The organism is Arthrobacter sp. lap29 (assembly GCF_032458965.1).
Taxonomy (GTDB): domain Bacteria; phylum Actinomycetota; class Actinomycetes; order Actinomycetales; family Micrococcaceae; genus Specibacter; species Specibacter psychrochitiniphilus.
In genome coordinates this window covers 330335-346678 of sequence record NZ_JAUCEK010000002.1, presented here as the reverse complement: position 1 = coordinate 346678, position 16344 = coordinate 330335, and the positions used below count along the sequence as shown (strand labels likewise).

Here is a 16344-nt window from a genome sequence, read left to right as displayed (position 1 = left end):
GTGGCCGCTTAGCCGGCCAAAATTCTCGAAAGGTACTGGGCCACGGCGCGAACGCTGGCCATGGTGTTGGGGTAATCCATTCTGGTAGGACCCACCACACCAAGCTTGGCGTTCTCACCACGGACGTAGCTGGTGGCCACCACTGAGGCTTCCGCGAGGGAATCGTGCGGGTTTTCCCGTCCAATCACCACAGACATACCCAAGGAGTCTTGGGCCATGGCTTCAAGCAGCCTCAGTAGCACCACTTGTTCCTCCAGTGCGTCAAGGACGGGCCCGATGCTCAGGGGGAAGTCATTGTTTGACCGGGCCAGGTTGGCGGTGCCTGCCATGACAATCCGGTCTTCACGGGCGTTGTGCGCCAATAGCGCCAAACCCTGGGCCAAGCGTGCAGCCACAGCATGCTCTCCCAAGGGGACATCGAGGGGAACTTTGGAGACAGCGCTGGGCAATTGGGCCACAGTGAGTCCGTTCAAACTGGCCATAAACACTTTGCGCAATCCGGCCAGGATGTCATCATCAACGGCGGCACCAATATCGATGACGTTTTGTTCTACCTTGCCAGAAGCCAAGATCAGGACCACTAGCACTTGATGCGCTGCCAAGGAGACAAACTCAATGTGGCGCACAGTGGCCGCAGTGGTGCGCGGATACTGGACAACCGCCACTTGGTTGGTCAGCTGGGCCAGGGTCCGCACTGTCCTCTCGAGGACGTCATCCAGATCGGTGGGCCCATCTAACAACACAGAGATGGCTCGGCGTTCAGCGGCTGAAAGTGGCTTAACGGAGGCCAACTGATTCACGAAGAGCCGGTAGCCCTTGTCAGTGGGGATGCGCCCGGAACTGGTGTGCGGGGCCGTGATCAGCCCTTCTTCTTCCAGCGCGGCCATGTCATTGCGGATAGTGGCACTGGAAACTCCCAGATGGTGCCGTTCCACGAGTGCTTTGGAGCCGACGGGTTCCCGTGAATGCACATAGTCTTCGACAATGGCCCGCAGAACTTCCAACTTACGTGGTTCACTCATGCCCGGCACCTCCTTTCAGCCTTACGCTCTGCACCCATATCCCCTTGGACTCTTGACAAGGCGGGAATGTCAGAACATCTTTTAGAAAACAACTTTTAGCACTCTACCCAACCAAGTGCTAAGTCTAATACCTTTCCACGGCACCCCCATGGCCCACCGGTTCCCGCCACGTTCTCGACACGCTCCGCAGACGCGCACTATGAACCGCGTAAGTGTGCCGCCTCAAGAGCGGCCCCGGCACGCGATAGCATGGCTTTTCATCCTGCAGCGTTCGCCATGAGCGTTGCCCTGAGCGTCAAGAGTCAGGTTTTTGCATGCATTTCAGTGACGTGTCCCACCATCAGTGGGGTCCCCAGGACCTCAGTGCCCCGCCGCCCCGAATCCTGCGCAAGGTTGAAGCCCGTTCCGGCCTTGTTGTAGAGGACGTGCAAACAGGCTGGGTGGGCGCGGTGGTCCGTCTGGAAAAGTCCGGCGGCATGCACATTGTGGAACTCGCCGACAGGCGCGAAAAGATCCGCGCCTTCCCGCTGGGATTTGGCTTTCTGTACGAGGGTGAGCCGATTGAGCTCATCGCACCCACCACAGCCGCACCCAAGAAGGCCCTGCGTACCGCATCTGGCTCCGTCAAAGTTATGGGGGACCGCGCCAAGGTGGCCAAGGCCAGTCGGATTTGGGTGGAGGGCAAGCACGACGCCGAACTGGTGGAGAAGGTCTGGGGAGACGATCTGCGGGTGGAGGGGATCGTAGTAGAACCTCTCCGAGGGATCGATGACCTGGCCGCCGCGGTGGCCGATTTTGGCCCGGGACCCCAGCGCAGGTTGGGCATTTTGGTGGACCATTTGGTGCCCGGTTCCAAAGAAACACGCATTGTGGGCAATCTCATGAAGAAGCCCGGGGTATCCAAGAACGTGCTGGTGGTGGGACACCCATATGTAGATGTCTGGCAGGCTATCAAGCCTGCTACTCTGGGCATCCCGGCATGGCCTGTAGTGCCTAGAACAATGGAGTGGAAGCTGGGCATCCTGAAGGCCTTCGGCTGGCCCCACACTACCGCTGAGGACATTGGACTGGGCTGGGCGAGATTGCTGTCACGGGTGGGTTCGTACTCAGATCTGGAGCCGTCCCTGCTGGGCCGGGTCGAAGAGGTCATTGATTTTTTGACGGCACCCGTATCCTAGAGTGAGGGCAATAATCCACCATGCCCGTAGTTGCGCATGCTGAAAGGCCTGAGATTGTGAACCACCCGGTTAACCAGAGCAATGTTGCACCCCAGCAGCCCCTCACCCCCTCCGAAGATAAGCAGTGGGCTTTCATGTCCCACTGTGGCGGAATTCTTGGGTGTGTACCTTCGCTGCTGATCTATAAATTCTTGGCTGCCCGCGGCCGATTTACAGCACAGGAGTCCAAGGAAGCCCTGAACTTCACCTTGATCCCGACAGCTTTGGCTGTCCTGCTGAACATTGTGGCTATCATTGCCCACGCGATCAGCCCAGGAAGCGGGACCATCTTTTCCCTGCTGGCGCTGCTGATCTGGGCCTTCCTGACGGTGTTCTCCATCATCGGCGCCGTACGTGTCAACAGTGGCCAGCCCTACCGCTACCCGCTCAACCCGCGGCTGATCAAGTAACTGATCAAGTAACTGAAAAACAGCACCAGATTGCACGGGTAGCTAGACCGGAAGTGGCTTTAGCCGGCCTTAGCCACGGTTAGTCTAAGAGCGCCCGTGTCACGGCATCGCCCAGGAGCCTGCCCTTGAGCGTGAGCACCAAAGTGCCGGCGAAAACCTTGAGCGGGTCCACCAGTTCCTGTGCGATGAGCCCGGCAATGGCTTTGCGTGCCGTGGGCGAGAGTGTGTCCACAGCCAGCCCTTCGGACAACCTGGACACCAGCATGATCCGTTCCAGCTCTCGGGTTTGCGCATCAAGAGTTTCACGCCCGGCGGCCGGGGATTCACCCTTATCAAGCCGATTCGCGTACGCCGTGGGGTGTTTGACATTCCACCAGCGCACCCCACCAACATGGGAGTGCGCTCCGGGGCCAATCCCCCACCAGTCATCTCCACGCCAGTATGCAAGGTTGTGCTGGCAGGCGTCCTGGGGGGTCCGCGACCAGTTGCTGACCTCATACCAGGACAGGCCAGCTTCTTGAAAGAGCCGGTCTGCTAGTTCGTATTTCGCGGCGTGATCGTCGTCGTCAATGTTCGGGACCTGGCCGCGGCGGATCTGGGCGGCCAGTTTGGTTCCCTCCTCCACAATGAGCGAGTATGCGGAGATGTGATCCGGCTCGTAGCTCAACGCTGTGCGAACGGATGTTTCCCAGTCCGCGAAGCTCTCCCCTGGCGTGCCGTAGATCAAGTCCACACTGACCCGCAGGCCAACCTCACGCGCCCAGGCAACCGCCTGTGGCACCCTCTCCGGGTTGTGCGTGCGGTCCAGCACCTTCAAGACGTGCGGGACCGCGGACTGCATGCCGAAGGACACGCGGGTGAATCCGCCGTCGAATAGTTGCTGTAGGGATTCCCGGGTGACCGAATCAGGGTTAGCCTCGGTGGTGACCTCGGCGCCGTCCTCCAGTCCCCAGCGGGCCACGGCGGCAGCCAAGATGCGGGTGAGATCGCCGGCAGCTAACAGGGTGGGCGTTCCACCACCAAAGAAGACAGTGCTCAGCTTGCGTTCCGGAAGCCCGGAGGCACTCATGGCCTGGGCCGCAAACTCCACCTCACGCACAGCGGTTTCGGCGTAGGCATCCTGGGAGGCCCCGCCACCTAATTCGGTTGCCGTGTAAGTGTTGAAATCGCAGTAGCCACAGCGCACGGCACAGAAAGGGATGTGCACGTACAGGCTGAACTTGCGATCTGCTGCACCGATGGCGGCCTGCGCGGGCAGGACGCCATCGGCCGGGGCCGGGTCCCCGAGGGGCAAAACGCTGGGGGTCACTTCTTTGACTTGTCCTTTACCGGCTCTTCGGAGGACAGTGCAGCGATGAAGGCTTCCTGGGGAACCTCCACACGGCCCACCATCTTCATGCGCTTCTTGCCTTCCTTCTGCTTTTCGAGCAGCTTGCGCTTACGCGAAATATCGCCGCCGTAACACTTGGCCAAAACGTCCTTGCGGATGGCGCGGATGTTTTCGCGGGCGATGATGCGGGCACCAATGGCGGCCTGGATGGGCACCTCAAACTGCTGGCGCGGAATAAGTTCGCGCAGCTTGCCTGTCATCATGACACCGTAGGCGTATGACTTGTCGCGGTGGGTGATGGCGCTGAAAGCGTCCACTTGCTCACCCTGAAGCATGATGTCGACCTTGACAAGATCGGCAACCTGATCGCCGTCTGCCTTCCAGTCCAACGAGCCATAGCCGCGGGTCTTGGACTTGAGGATGTCAAAGAAATCGAACACAATCTCGGCCAAGGGCAGGCGGTAACGGATCTCCACCCGGTCCTCGGAGAGGTAGTCCATGCCGCCGAGAATGCCGCGCCGGGTCTGGCACAGTTCCATGATGGCGCCAACAAATTCGGTAGGAGCCAAGATGGTTGCGGCAACCATGGGTTCGCGGACCTCGGCGATCTTACCCGTGGGGTATTCGCTGGGGTTAGTCACGTGGACAACCTTCTTGTCCTCGAGCGTGACCTCGTACTCCACGTTGGGGGCCGTGGAGATCAAATCAAGGTTGTGTTCGCGTTCCAGACGCTCACGAGTGATTTCCAAGTGCAGCAAACCTAGGAAGCCCACACGGAAGCCGAAGCCCAGTGCGGCCGAAGTTTCGGGCTCGTAGACCAGAGCCGCGTCATTGAGCATCAGCTTTTCCAGTGCGTCACGCAGCACGGGATAGTCGGTACCATCCAGCGGGTACAGACCCGAGAACACCATGGGCTTGGCGTCATGATAACCAGCCAACGCTTCCGTGGCCGGCTTGTGGAAGGTGGTGACGGTATCGCCCACCTTGGACAGGCGCACATCCTTCACACCCGTAATTAGGTAGCCCACTTCACCAACACCCAGGCCCTTGGACGGCTTGGGCTCGGGTGAGCTGACACCAATTTCCAAAAGCTCATGGGTGGCGCGCGTGGACATCATCTGGATTTTTTCGCGCGGGCTCAAGCTGCCGTCAATAACACGGACATAGGTGACTACGCCGCGGTAAGTGTCGTACACGGAGTCGAAGATCATGGCACGGGCAGGGGCATTGGGATCGCCTTGGGGCGCCGGGAGGTCGCGGACAATCTGGTCAAGGAGTTCCTCAACACCAACACCTGTTTTGCCGGAGACCATCAAAACATCTTCCGGCTTGCCACCGATGAGGTTGGCCAGCTCAGCGGCATACTTCTCAGGCTGCGCGGCCGGCAGGTCAATCTTGTTCAGCACCGGGATGATGGTGAGGTTGTTCTCCATGGCCAGGTACAGGTTAGCCAGAGTCTGCGCTTCAATGCCTTGGGCAGCGTCCACCAGCAAGATGGCACCTTCACAGGCTGCGAGGGAACGGGAAACCTCGTAGGTGAAGTCCACGTGGCCCGGGGTGTCAATCATGTTCAGGCAGTACGAGGTACCGTCAACTTCCCACGGAATGCGCACGGCCTGGGACTTGATCGTGATGCCGCGTTCGCGCTCAATGTCCATGCGGTCAAGATATTGCGCCTTCATATCACGCTGCTGAACCACTCCAGTGAGCTGGAGCATCCTATCGGCCAGGGTTGATTTACCATGGTCGATGTGCGCGATGATGCAGAAGTTCCTGATGATCGCCGGATCGGTGGCGGCGGGCACCGGGGCAGTGCGGGCCATGGGTGACACTAGGGTTCCTTACTGTTGCCTGGACGCAGGGATTGCGGCTGATGCGCCGAACCATGCAGGGGTTGCGCCGGCGTAGTACACGCCGCACACTCATTGCCACCAAGTCTCCCACGTTTACCCCGCCACAAGAGAACCCGCCGCGTGGAAGCCACCTAGAAGTGGCCCATATTAGCTACCCTAGAAATCATGGCATCGACTTCCGACCGCATTTTCAAGTTCCTCCGCTCCCTGGCAGGCTCACTCTTCGGCTCAGGGGAGGCGTCCCCACCCTCCACTAAACCCTCCGATAAGACGCGCTCGCGCCCAGCAACACGGCCAGCCTCCCGCCCGGCTGCCCGCCCGGCGTCGAGCGGGCCCACCAACACCCTGAGCGCACCCTATCCCGGGGACTTCCGCGGCACGGCAACCGTTAGCTACGCTCCCAAGCCCGACGGCGAGGCGGACCCGGGCGAAATTGTGTGGACTTGGGTGCCGTATGAGGAAGACCACAGCCAGGGCAAGGATAGGCCTGTGCTCATTGTGGGGCGGAACGGCAAACGCTTGCTGGCTCTGATGATGACCAGCAAGGACCACAGCGATGACCACCGCGGGGACAACGACTACATCGATATTGGCACCGGTACTTGGGACAAACAGGGCCGAGAGAGTGAAGTGAAACTGGACCGGGTGCTTCAAATCTCCGCCAGTGACATGCGCCGCGAAGGCTCAATTCTCGATAAAAAACGTTTTGCTGCCGTAGCTACCGGTCTGCGCCAGCGACACGGTTGGAAATAGGCGCCCCAAACTAGGCCCGCCATCTGATAAACTTTTTGATTGTGTGTATCCGTGCAGGTCGGCGGATGCAACAGCTTGGCCAGACGTTCACCATAATTCGAGCATCCCCACGCCGCTGTCAACGGTCAAGCTACGCCCTCTACGACCGAATTTACGTATCAAAAGAGAGTTATACAACGTGGCTAATATCAAGTCTCAGAAGAAGCGCATCCTGACCAACGAGAAGTCGCGTCAGCGCAACCTCGCTGTTCGTTCAGGCGTCAAGACCGCTGTCCGTGCAGTAAACACGGCTGTGGCCGCAGGCGACAAGGATGGCGCAACAGCCGCACTGGTGAATGCCGGCCGTAAGCTGGATAAGGCTGTCAGCAAGGGCGTTTTGCACGCCAACAACGCTGCCAACCGCAAGTCAGCCATCTCCAAGAAGGTTAACGCCCTCTAAGAGAAGCTGACCCGCTTCGCAACTCAAAGGTAGGACCCCCACTTTGGTGGGGGTCCTACCTTTTTTAAGCACAGTTCTTTTTTTGAGCACAGGGTGCGCCCCTTGAGTTGTAGCCGGACTCATCCCTATGCCTGGATTCTATTCACTCCCGTTTACGTGATTTGGGCGCTCTTTGCCTGGCCACTGCCAGGTTCCGTTTTCTTCGCGGTGGCACTCGCCTGGTCACCATACCTCCTCGCCACAGCCGTGGGGGCTCATCTTAGTCAGCACTGCGATGCTCTTGCTATCGGTCCTTGGACTAGCTCAGTGGATTTTGCCGATCGTTGCCAGCATCGTTGCTCTGCACATCTTCTTCATGGCGTTACTGTTCGGGCGCACCATCGATTAGTATCTCTGATCGTTCATGCTCATGCTCACGCTCGCACTAGCCGGGCCTGTGTTGACTTCAACACAAACACCATGGACCACAGTCTGGGGCATCTTCGGTGTCGGAAGTGCCTGCGTCACCAGCGCATTCGGATAGTGCATGATCAGAGCAGCGCGGCTCACTCTCACCGAAGCCAAGAGCGAGTAGGCACCCGCAAACCCCTCGCGGGCACTGGACGACTACTGTAACCACCGAAAACCGCACCTTGAACGGGCGTCTATACTCCATGCCTAAGCCGGATGTGTACTCATCATAAAGCCACTCGTTGAGGGCTTCGAGAGCATTAACCGTGGTGGCGCTTTCGCCGGGGGTCGATGGCGGGTTGGGGCCGCGTCCGGGCTAGCGAGAAGACCACCAGGGCCACAGCGATCAACCAGCATGAAGCCATGATCAACGAGCTGAAATCCTCGCCGTAGTCTGCGAAACTGAGTCCGTTGAAGAAGGCTGCCAGAGTAAAAACTGCGGCAATTCCGCTGGGCCATCGCCAGCGCCGCCGCCCAAAGACCAAAGGAGGCTTCTCCAGGAACTGGGGAAATACTCCCCGCCGGAGCCTAGATGAGTTGTTGGTAGCACGACGAACAGGTTAAGGACCATGCCGGCCATAAACGCCAGCCCGAAGAGCCACAATAGGATGACCGCTTGCACCCTCAAACTCGACCTGTCCATATTCCGGTTTTTGCACCCACGCCGATGACCGTCAAGCCAGTGCACAGCCCATGGCCGAACGTCTAGGATTCCTGGAATGCTCGCCTAACTGGCTGCATTGTGGCAGTGGCGGCTAACCAAAATCACCATAAAGGCAGAAGAACACATAGTCCCTCTCACCGGTCCTGTATGGAAGCGAATTGTGCAGCGATAGTACGTACAAGAAGTCTCAGCTGCACCGGATATCGGCATGAATATGGACCTTGTGAATTGGCCAGACACAACGGATGATCACGGATCACTCACGAGGCTGAATATGGGTGGTCAGTCTATGTCAGGGCGATGATCACACTGTGCCCGACCGGGTGTGTCACCGATGGGTGCGCTGATCTTCTTGGCAGAAGCCGCGTCCAGGAGCGAGCCCGCATACCTTCAGACGCGAGCTGGCCCGAAGAACGCAAGGCAATGACAACAGGCACTGACCTCTGGCACAGGGCTCAGCTAGCTAGCGGCGCGCGGCGGTGGCAATCACTATGACAGCCCGCTCGACGGCATACACAGGATCTTTCGCCTCACCCTTCACCTGGGCGTCAGTTTCAGCCAGAACCTTGATGGCGGTCACGAGCGCAGGCCCGCTCCAGTGCCCGGCATCGCGGCGTGCAGCGTCCACCTGCCAAGGGCTCATGCCGAGGTCACGGGCCAGCTGGGCAGAGCTTCCGCGCAGCGAAAATACTTTGGCAATCTGGCGCACCTTCATGGCCAGGGCCCCTACCAGTGGCACCGGATCCACGCCCGTTGCGAGGGCATGCCTGAGGGTAGATAACGCTACGGGCCCGTTTCCTGCGAGGGCCGCATCGGCCACCCGGAAGGCAGTGGCCTCGACACGGCCTCCGTAGTATTTATCAACATCGTCGGTGCTGACCATGCCCGTGGTATCTGCGATCAGCTGGGAGCAGGCTGCCGCAAGTTCCGACAAGTTGGCGCCCACGGCCGCGACCAAGGCGCGGATCGCCTGTGCATCAATCCGCCGCTTGTTCAGAGTAAATTCCGCGCTAACAAATTGTGTCTTTTCGGCATCCTTCTTCAACGGCAGGCACTCAATGCGAGGCACACCGAGCGCCTTCATAGCATCAAGGAGTTTTTTCCCGCGGGTACCGCCATTGTGGATCAGCACGAGTGTCACTTCAGGGGCCGGATCCAACAGATACGCCAGCGCGTCCTGGAGGAAGTCATCATTCATGGTGGCCAGACCGGACACTTCAATGAGCTTGGGTTCGCTAAAAAGGGACGGGCTGGCAACGAGCCCCAGTTGACCTGCCTTGTACTGGCTCGCATCAAGGCTTGTCAGTTCCGTGGCCGGGTCTTGTGAGCGCAGTTTCCCACGAATACTATCCAAGGCCCTACTCGCAATGAAGTCCTCGGGGCCAAAGAGAAGCACCACGGGAGCCAAGGGAACATCGCGCCAGTCGGCACCGCCGGAAGGCCGCTGGGAAGATCTTGGGGCCGGGCTCATTGCCTTGTTCCTGTCCGTTTTGTTCCTGTCCATGCATTATCCACAGCCTCTACTGTGCCACCCCTATCCTTGAATCCCAACCCGTACCATTGCCCCTGGCCGAATCTCTGCATCCAAGCCCCACTCATGAGAGAAGTACCGCCGCACTCCACCAGGCAGTCGCCGCCATGACCAGCCCCACAGTGACCCCAAATTCGTGTCCACGCCAGCGCGCTGGCAGCAATGCGCGCAACCGCCCTGCCAAGGCGATGGCACGTTCCTTCTCCACTACGGCAAAAAGTGCAGCAAGTACTGCCCCGTTCAATACTGACATCAGCATGAATCCTTCGAACCCTGCGGGCCAGGGCACGCTTGACGCTGGCAGGGCAGCCATGGTGCGGGCCACCATTGCCACCCACCAGGCCCCGGCCCCGCTGACCGCAGCACACAGCGCCGCAACAGGCGGGATAAGTGCCGCCATCACCATCCCCAGCGTCCCCACAGTGGTCACAAGTGCCACCACAGGTGCCGCAAGCATGTTCGCCGGGATGGTGTAGGGCGTCAAACGGGCCTGCAACAGAACAATCACGGGTGCGCAAAACAACTGGGCCGCCAAAGGAATGGCAATTGCCTGTGCGAGCCACAGCGGCAGCATGGCGCCAAGCCAGCGCACACAGCGCTGGCCAATCAGGTGCAGCCCAAGCGTGGCCAGAACCGAGAGAATGAACGCGTAATCCGCGACGAGCCAGGGGTTGGCCACCAGTAAGGCCACGATGGTCACGCAAAGTAGCGCACCCACCCGCTTGGGCCGCCCACCCAGAACAGCCATGGCCCCGATGGATCCCATGACAGCAGCCCGCAGCACGCTCGGGTCCGGCCCTACCACCATGACGAAACCAAGCAGCCCTGCTCCTGACAGCGCAAAGGCGACACTGGGCGGGATACGCAGGGAGCGCAGCCCCAGCATGATGCTGGCCAGCACCAATGTGCAGTTGGCTCCACTGACAGCTGTCAGGTGGGTCAGGCCAACAGTTTTCATGGCCTCTTCTAGGCCGCTACCCATTCCGCCGCGATCCCCCATGACCATCCCCGGCAGGAGTCCTGCGGTATCCTCCGAGCGCCCCGTCCACACGTTCTGGACGGCGGCAATCCACGAGTTCCTGATCTTGGTGACTGCCATACCCGGACCGCCTGCGGCGGCGATCACCTCTTGGGGAGCAGTGGTGGTGCGTAAGAACCCGGCAACCGTGCCACTGCCGTGCGTTGTGCTGATGGTGCCGGCCGTGACCGCACGGTCTCCGTCCATGAGCACGGCCCACGAGGACCCAGCCACAACCCGGACCGGCACTGTGCCTGTGAAAACTTCTCCCCCGGCACGGATGCTGATAACCAACGCATCAAAGGCAACCCTGGGTGGCCCGTTCCCTGCAGCCAAAAGCCTCGGTGCGCTCTCAAGCTGCAGGGTGAGTACAAAGTCCCCACCACGCGCTATGACCTGATGCAGGGGGGACGTGCCCGCACCCCCGGTGCGCAAGGACGCCGAGCCCAGAACGGCCAAAACGCAGATGGCCGTCAGAGCCATGGTGGGCCCCGCCCTGGCGAACAGTGCCGTCCATCGCGAATACCTCAGAGTGAGGGTTCGGGAGTTGCTTCCGGAGCGGGTGCGGGAATGGGAGCAGGATCGGGAGAGGGAGAGGTTCCGCAGCTTTATGGCACGGATACTCATGGGCACAAGAACTGACTTCAGGACCGCCGCGAACAAGAGCGTGGTGAGTAGGAGCACGCAAGCACCCACTATTTCCTTGGGCAGAGTTGTGGCTGCTGCTGCCGCAGCGCAGCTGCCAAGGACGGCGGGTAGGAGCCTGATATCGGCTCTCCTGCGGCCCCTCTCCTGGGCCCGCGCCGCCTGGGCGTCGGCAATGCGGCGCTGAAGATCGCTCAGGCGCAGCATCACGCGGGCTCGCAGAGGCTGCGGAGGAGTTGGTGCCATCTCCCCCACTGCGGCTTTTGCGAAGCGGGCCCAGCGCGGTTCACGAACCCTCATGAGACGCTCACCAAATCTCTTAGACCCGCCAACAGCTTTGCGCCAATCCCTGCCACGGCATCGAGCCCGTCAACCGTGGCAAAGGGACCATGCTCGGTACGCCACGCAACTATTCGTTCGGCCAGAACTGGGCCAACTCCCGGCAAAGTGTCCAGTTCTCCGGCCGTGGCAGTGTTGAGATTGAGCAGTCCCGCTGCTCCCCCACCGCTACTACCCTCTACCCCTTGCGGCGGGCCCGGTTGCAGCACCGCTCCCGGAGCTGTCAGCATTCTGGCTGCCTGTTCCTTGGTGGGCACAAACACTTGCAAACCGTCCGCCAGCGGGGCAGCTAAATTCAGTGCTGAGAGTTCCGCTGCCGGCAGCGCTCCTCCGGCCGCATCTACCGCCTCAAAGACTCTGCTGCCGGGGCGCAGCAGAAATACTCCCGGGTGTTTTACAGCCCCGGCCACATGAACCACCAATGTTCCCGGCTCAACACTCCCCGGTACACTACTTCCGGGATCCCGAGTTCCGTTGGAGGCTGCACCGGCACTGCCGTCAGGGATGGACTTCACTGCGCTGGCGGTGCTTGCCGGACGGCTTGCCTGACCGGGAGGGCCCGGACTACCAGGACCCGACGGCACTGTTCCCGCCTCCGCAGCCAATGGTGGCACGGCCACTTTCCCGGCTGTCTCGGCAGCCAGCTGGGCAGAAGCATTCTGAACGCTCGCTGACTCGATCCACAGGACCCCCAGCACGGCAGCCACCATGGCCAGCACCACCACGAGGGAGCGCACAGAAACGATCCACCTTGGCTTTTGCCAACGAGCCCCGACACTGGGGCCGTTGGGGGCCTCGTCGCCAGTCCACGCTGCACCGCGATGAGCTTGCCTGACCTGTTCGCGGTGGAATGTGGTGCTGTGCTCTTTCATGGACCCACAGTAGGCCCAGCAGATGCCGTAGGTACGGCAGTTTGAGGCGTCTGTGACGGGCTACGGCTTAGTGTCAGGCTGTGGAGGAATCTTGGCACCAGCAACAACCACTACAAGTACGCCCAAGCCGGCGTGGGCTGCCAAAACAGCCGGTAGGCGGGTCAGCGTGGCATCGTCCAAGCCCGGCGAGCCACGCTCCAAGGACTCGCTAAGTGTGCTGGCCTGCGCCTCGTTCCCGAAGTGGTGCACGCTGATCTGGGTTCCGGCGGCACCGCGTGCTGCAATATCCGCTGCAGCAAGTGCCTCCAGCCGAGCAATGGCCTTAGCCGCCGTCCGTATCTTTTCCAGCGGGACAATGGCCCCGTCCTTGATCCCGAGAATCGGTTTGATATCCAGCACTGTCCCCAGCCATGAGGAGGCCAAGCTAATCCGTCCGCCCCTGCGCAATTGCTCCAAACTGGGAACATAAAAATATATCTCCGTGGCAGAAAAAGCCGCCTTGGCACCAGCAATGATGGCTGGAGCCTCCTCACCTCGTAGCGCCGACTCCACGGCAGCCTGCACGCCCCTGCCCTGGCCCATGCCCACTGTTGCGGAGTCCACCACGTAAACGGGGATGGGTGAGCGGTCCGCAGCCAACGCTGCGGCCTCAAAAGTTCCCGAGAGTTTGGCGGACATATGCAAGGAGACAAGGTTCGTAAAACCTGCCTGCGCAGCCGCCTTGTAGGCTCGTTCAAACTGCCCAGGTGAGGGCCGTGAGGTCTTGACAGACGTACCGGAAGCAAGCGCCAGTGACATGTGGGCCTCCAGTTCCGCATCATCATCGGAAAAGACGTTCTCACCAATGATGACGGGGATGGGCACCACCGTCAGGAGTCCGGCGCAGCCAATCCGGGCAATCCATTCCGGCGGTAAGGCAGCCGCAGAGTCTGTGACGATGGCTACCGTAGGAGCAGGAGGGGCAGCCGAACCAGCTGGCACAGCAGCGATCTCGGTGGATTTAGGTCGAATCCGCCCTACCTGTGTCCGTAGCCAGGCACGTGCTGCTGATGCTTCATTCACGGTGCCCTCCCCCTCTTTAGCTCAGTGGTGCCGGACTCAGTCTTTTCGGCTCAGTAGTGCCAAAGCTACCCAACCACAACACAAAAGTGTCCTGCCCCCGGTCAGGGCCAGGACACTTTCGCACGGATTCTTCCGTTGGTTACAGCGTGTCGCGTCTAGGCAGCAAAAATCTAGGCAGCAAAAATCTAGGCAGGAACAATATTGACCAGCTTAGGCGCCCGCACAATAACTGTGCGGATGCTGGCCCCATCCAGAGCCTTTTTGATAACTTCCGAGGTCAGTGCGAGTTCGCGCAGCTCATCCTCGGTGATGTCCGGGGACACTTCGAGGCGGTCCTTGACCTTGCCCTTGATCTGCACAATAGCCGTCACGCTCTGTGCCACCAAGAGTGCCTCATCCACCGCAGGGAATCCGGCGTTGGCAACGGAAGCCGGATGCCCTAGTGTCTCCCACATGTCCTCGGCCGTGTACGGTGCGAACAGGCTCAGCACAATGGCCACGGCTTCAGCGGCTTCACGTACTGCCGGATCGCTTGCACCGGCGCCGGAGTCGATGACCTTTCGGGTGGCGTTGACCAGCTCCATCAACTTAGCCACCACAACGTTGAACTTGTGCCCTTCCAAGAGCGCCTTCGCGTCATGGATGGTGTGGTGGGTCAATGACCGCAACGCAGCGTCGCCACCAATACCGGGGGCGCCGGGCGCACTGTCCACATCGCGGGCCAGGCGCCATGCACGGGCCAGAAACTTGGCCGAGCCGGACGGGGAAACATCCGCCCAGTCGACGTCGTCCTCGGGAGGGCCGGCAAAGATCATGGTGAGGCGAACGGCGTCCACCCCGTACTTATCCAGCTGCTGGCCCAGGTCCACACCGTTACCCAGGGACTTGCTCATGGCCTTGCCGCCGTTGAGGACCTGGCCCTGGTTCAGCAGGGCGCTGAAGGGCTCGGTGGCCTCGAGCATGCCCATGTCGTGGATGACCTTGGTAAAGAAGCGGGCGTACAGCAGGTGCAAGATGGCGTGCTCCACACCGCCCACGTACTGACCTACCGGCATCCACTCGTTGACCTTGGCCGGATCGAACGGGCCCTCGGTGAACTGCGGGGAAACGAAGCGCAGGAAGTACCAGGAGGAATCCACAAAGGTGTCCATGGTGTCGGTGTCACGCTTGGCGGCGCCACCACATGAAGGGCAGGCCACATTGACCCATTCGGCTGCAGCAGCCAGCGGGGAGGTGCCCTTCGGGGACAGGTCCTCGCCGCGCAGGTTCTCCGGCAGGCGCACGGGCAGCTGGTCATCCGGCACCGGGACTTCGCCGCAATCGGCGCAGTGAATGATCGGGATGGGGGTGCCCCAGAAGCGCTGGCGGGACAGCAGCCAGTCACGCAGGCGGAAGTTGACGAACTTCTCGCCCGTGCCCAGCTTCTCCAGGATTTCGATGGCGGCCGGGATGCCTTCGGTCTTGGACAGGCCGTTGAGCTCGCCGGAGTTGATCAGGGTTCCTTCGCCGGTGGTGGCGATGCCGGTCTCGGCGGGGTCCTCGCCTCCGGTGTCCAGGACTGCACGGACTGGCAGGTCGAACGCCTTGGCGAAGTCCAGGTCACGCTGGTCATGGGCGGGGACGGCCATGATGGCACCTGTGCCGTAGTCCGCCAGGACGTAATCGGCGGCCCAGACGGGCAGCTTCTCACCGGTCAAGGGGTTGATGGCGTAGCGGCCCGTGAACACACCCGATTTGGGGCGTTCGGTTGACTGGCGTTCAATGTCGCTGAGCGCCTTGGTCTGCTCGCGGTAATCGCTGAGCGCCTCGGCGTGCTGGGCAGTGACCAGATCCACGGCTAACGGGGCATCGGCTGCCACAACAAAGAACGTGGCCCCGTACAGGGTGTCGGGTCGGGTGGTGAAGACCGTCAGCTCCTGCGCCGGCTTTTCCTCGCCAGCGGCTTCGATCACAAAGGTGACATGAGCACCCTCAGAGCGGCCAATCCAGTTCTTCTGCATGGCCAGCACGCGGTCCGGCCAGAGGCCCTTCAACGCATCCATGTCATCGAGTAGGCGGTCCGCGTAGTCGGTGATCTTGAAGTACCACTGGTTCAGTGACTTCTTGGTAACAACCGAGCCGCAACGCTCACAGGCACCGTTGACAACCTGCTCGTTGGCGAGCACGGTCTGGTCCGTGGGGCACCAATTAACGGGAGAGTTCTTCCGGTAGGCCAGGCCACGCTCATAGAAGCGCTTGAACAGCCACTGCGTCCACCGGTAGTACTCGGGGTCAGAGGTCTGCAGGCGGCGCGACCAGTCCACGGAGATGGCGTAGCGCTTGAAAGATTCCGCCTGCGTGTCAATGTTGGTGTACGTCCACTCGCTGGGGTGGGCGTTGCGCTTGATGGCGGCGTTCTCTGCGGGCAACCCGAAGGAATCCCAGCCGATCGGGTGCAGCACGTCATAACCGAGCTGGCGCCAGTAGCGGGACACCACATCACCCATGGCGAACGCTTCAGCGTGGCCCATGTGCAAGTCGCCCGAGGGGTACGGGAACATGTCAAGGACGTAGCGGCGTTCCTTGGAACCGTCGTCAAGCGGGGCGAAAACATTGAGTTCATCCCACACGGCAGGCCATTTGGCCTCTATTGAGGCGAAACTGTAGACGCCCTCTTCGCTGTTCTCTTCAGTCTGGGACTGCACGCTCACGTACCCTGCCTTTTCATTCATCATTGGCTTCTTGCACCTCACTCCTTAC

The 16344-nt window shown here is 60.7% G+C and carries 12 protein-coding genes; 4 read left to right on the top strand and 8 right to left on the bottom strand.

Translation table 11 applies throughout. The annotated features are described in order from the left end of the window. Positions 1 to 8: 8 nt before the first annotated feature. Positions 9 to 1022, bottom strand: coding sequence for a heat-inducible transcriptional repressor HrcA (hrcA, locus tag RY113_RS04725; protein ID WP_110106444.1), 1014 nt, complete (start codon positions 1020 to 1022; stop codon positions 9 to 11). Between the two features lie 329 nt (positions 1023 to 1351). Between hrcA and RY113_RS04720 the strand changes: the two genes are divergently transcribed. Continuing rightward, positions 1352 to 2200, top strand: coding sequence for a DUF3097 domain-containing protein (locus RY113_RS04720; RefSeq protein WP_110106522.1), 849 nt, complete (start codon positions 1352 to 1354; stop codon positions 2198 to 2200). A gap of 20 nt (positions 2201 to 2220) precedes the next feature. Continuing rightward, on the top strand, positions 2221 to 2649 hold the full coding sequence (locus RY113_RS04715; protein ID WP_110106443.1) for a DUF4870 domain-containing protein: 429 nt from the start codon (positions 2221 to 2223) through the stop codon (positions 2647 to 2649). A 79-nt stretch (positions 2650 to 2728) separates the two neighbouring features. Here RY113_RS04715 and hemW read toward each other — a convergent pair whose 3' ends face one another. Continuing rightward, positions 2729 to 3958, bottom strand: a complete 1230-nt coding sequence (gene hemW / locus RY113_RS04710; protein WP_315913703.1) for a radical SAM family heme chaperone HemW — start codon at positions 3956 to 3958, stop codon at positions 2729 to 2731. Then, entirely contained in the window at positions 3955 to 5811 is a 1857-nt protein-coding gene (lepA, locus tag RY113_RS04705) for a translation elongation factor 4 (protein WP_179442422.1), read from the bottom strand. Before lepA ends, hemW begins: the two co-directional genes overlap by 4 nt. A 186-nt stretch (positions 5812 to 5997) precedes the next feature. Here lepA and RY113_RS04700 point away from each other — a divergent pair, with 186 nt between their 5' ends. Both RY113_RS04700 and rpsT read left to right on the top strand, forming a co-directional pair. Beyond that, complete coding sequence (locus RY113_RS04700) at positions 5998 to 6585, top strand: type II toxin-antitoxin system PemK/MazF family toxin (protein ID WP_315913702.1); 588 nt, start codon at positions 5998 to 6000, stop codon at positions 6583 to 6585. Positions 6586 to 6763: 178 nt separating this feature from the next. Further along, a complete protein-coding gene (gene rpsT, locus RY113_RS04695; protein ID WP_110106440.1) occupies positions 6764 to 7024 on the top strand; it encodes a 30S ribosomal protein S20 in 261 nt (86 codons plus the stop codon). Between the two features lie 1577 nt (positions 7025 to 8601). Here the strand turns inward: rpsT and holA are convergent. The 5 genes from holA to leuS form a co-directional block, all read right to left on the bottom strand. Beyond that, positions 8602 to 9642: a DNA polymerase III subunit delta gene (gene holA, locus RY113_RS04690; RefSeq protein WP_396334213.1), complete on the bottom strand. Its 1041-nt coding sequence runs from the start codon at positions 9640 to 9642 to the stop codon at positions 8602 to 8604. A 91-nt stretch (positions 9643 to 9733) separates the two neighbouring features. Continuing rightward, positions 9734 to 11632 (bottom strand): ComEC/Rec2 family competence protein, encoded by a 1899-nt coding sequence (locus RY113_RS04685; protein WP_315913701.1) that lies wholly within the window; start codon positions 11630 to 11632, stop codon positions 9734 to 9736. Next, positions 11629 to 12543 (bottom strand): ComEA family DNA-binding protein, encoded by a 915-nt coding sequence (locus RY113_RS04680; protein ID WP_110106436.1) that lies wholly within the window; start codon positions 12541 to 12543, stop codon positions 11629 to 11631. Before RY113_RS04680 ends, RY113_RS04685 begins: the two co-directional genes overlap by 4 nt. Positions 12544 to 12603: 60 nt before the next feature. Then, positions 12604 to 13605 carry a DegV family protein gene (locus RY113_RS04675; RefSeq protein WP_315913700.1) on the bottom strand — a complete coding sequence of 334 codons (1002 nt, stop codon included), beginning with the start codon at positions 13603 to 13605 and terminating at the stop codon, positions 12604 to 12606. 185 nt (positions 13606 to 13790) lie between these two features. Further along, positions 13791 to 16295 carry a leucine--tRNA ligase gene (gene leuS, locus RY113_RS04670; protein ID WP_396334212.1) on the bottom strand — a complete coding sequence of 835 codons (2505 nt, stop codon included), beginning with the start codon at positions 16293 to 16295 and terminating at the stop codon, positions 13791 to 13793. Positions 16296 to 16344 lie beyond the last annotated feature (49 nt).

Excerpts from the sequence above, each read along its gene's own strand:
- hrcA (WP_110106444.1), bottom strand. The coding sequence starts at position 1,022 with ATGAGTGAACCACGTAAGTTGGAAGTTCTGCGGGCCATTGTCGAAGAC.
- RY113_RS04715 (WP_110106443.1), top strand. The coding sequence starts at position 2,221 with ATGCCCGTAGTTGCGCATGCTGAAAGGCCTGAGATTGTGAACCACCCG.
- RY113_RS04700 (WP_315913702.1), top strand. The coding sequence starts at position 5,998 with ATGGCATCGACTTCCGACCGCATTTTCAAGTTCCTCCGCTCCCTGGCA.
- holA (WP_396334213.1), bottom strand. The coding sequence starts at position 9,642 with ATGGACAGGAACAAAACGGACAGGAACAAGGCAATGAGCCCGGCCCCA.
- RY113_RS04685 (WP_315913701.1), bottom strand. The coding sequence starts at position 11,632 with ATGAGGGTTCGTGAACCGCGCTGGGCCCGCTTCGCAAAAGCCGCAGTG.
- RY113_RS04680 (WP_110106436.1), bottom strand. The coding sequence starts at position 12,543 with ATGAAAGAGCACAGCACCACATTCCACCGCGAACAGGTCAGGCAAGCT.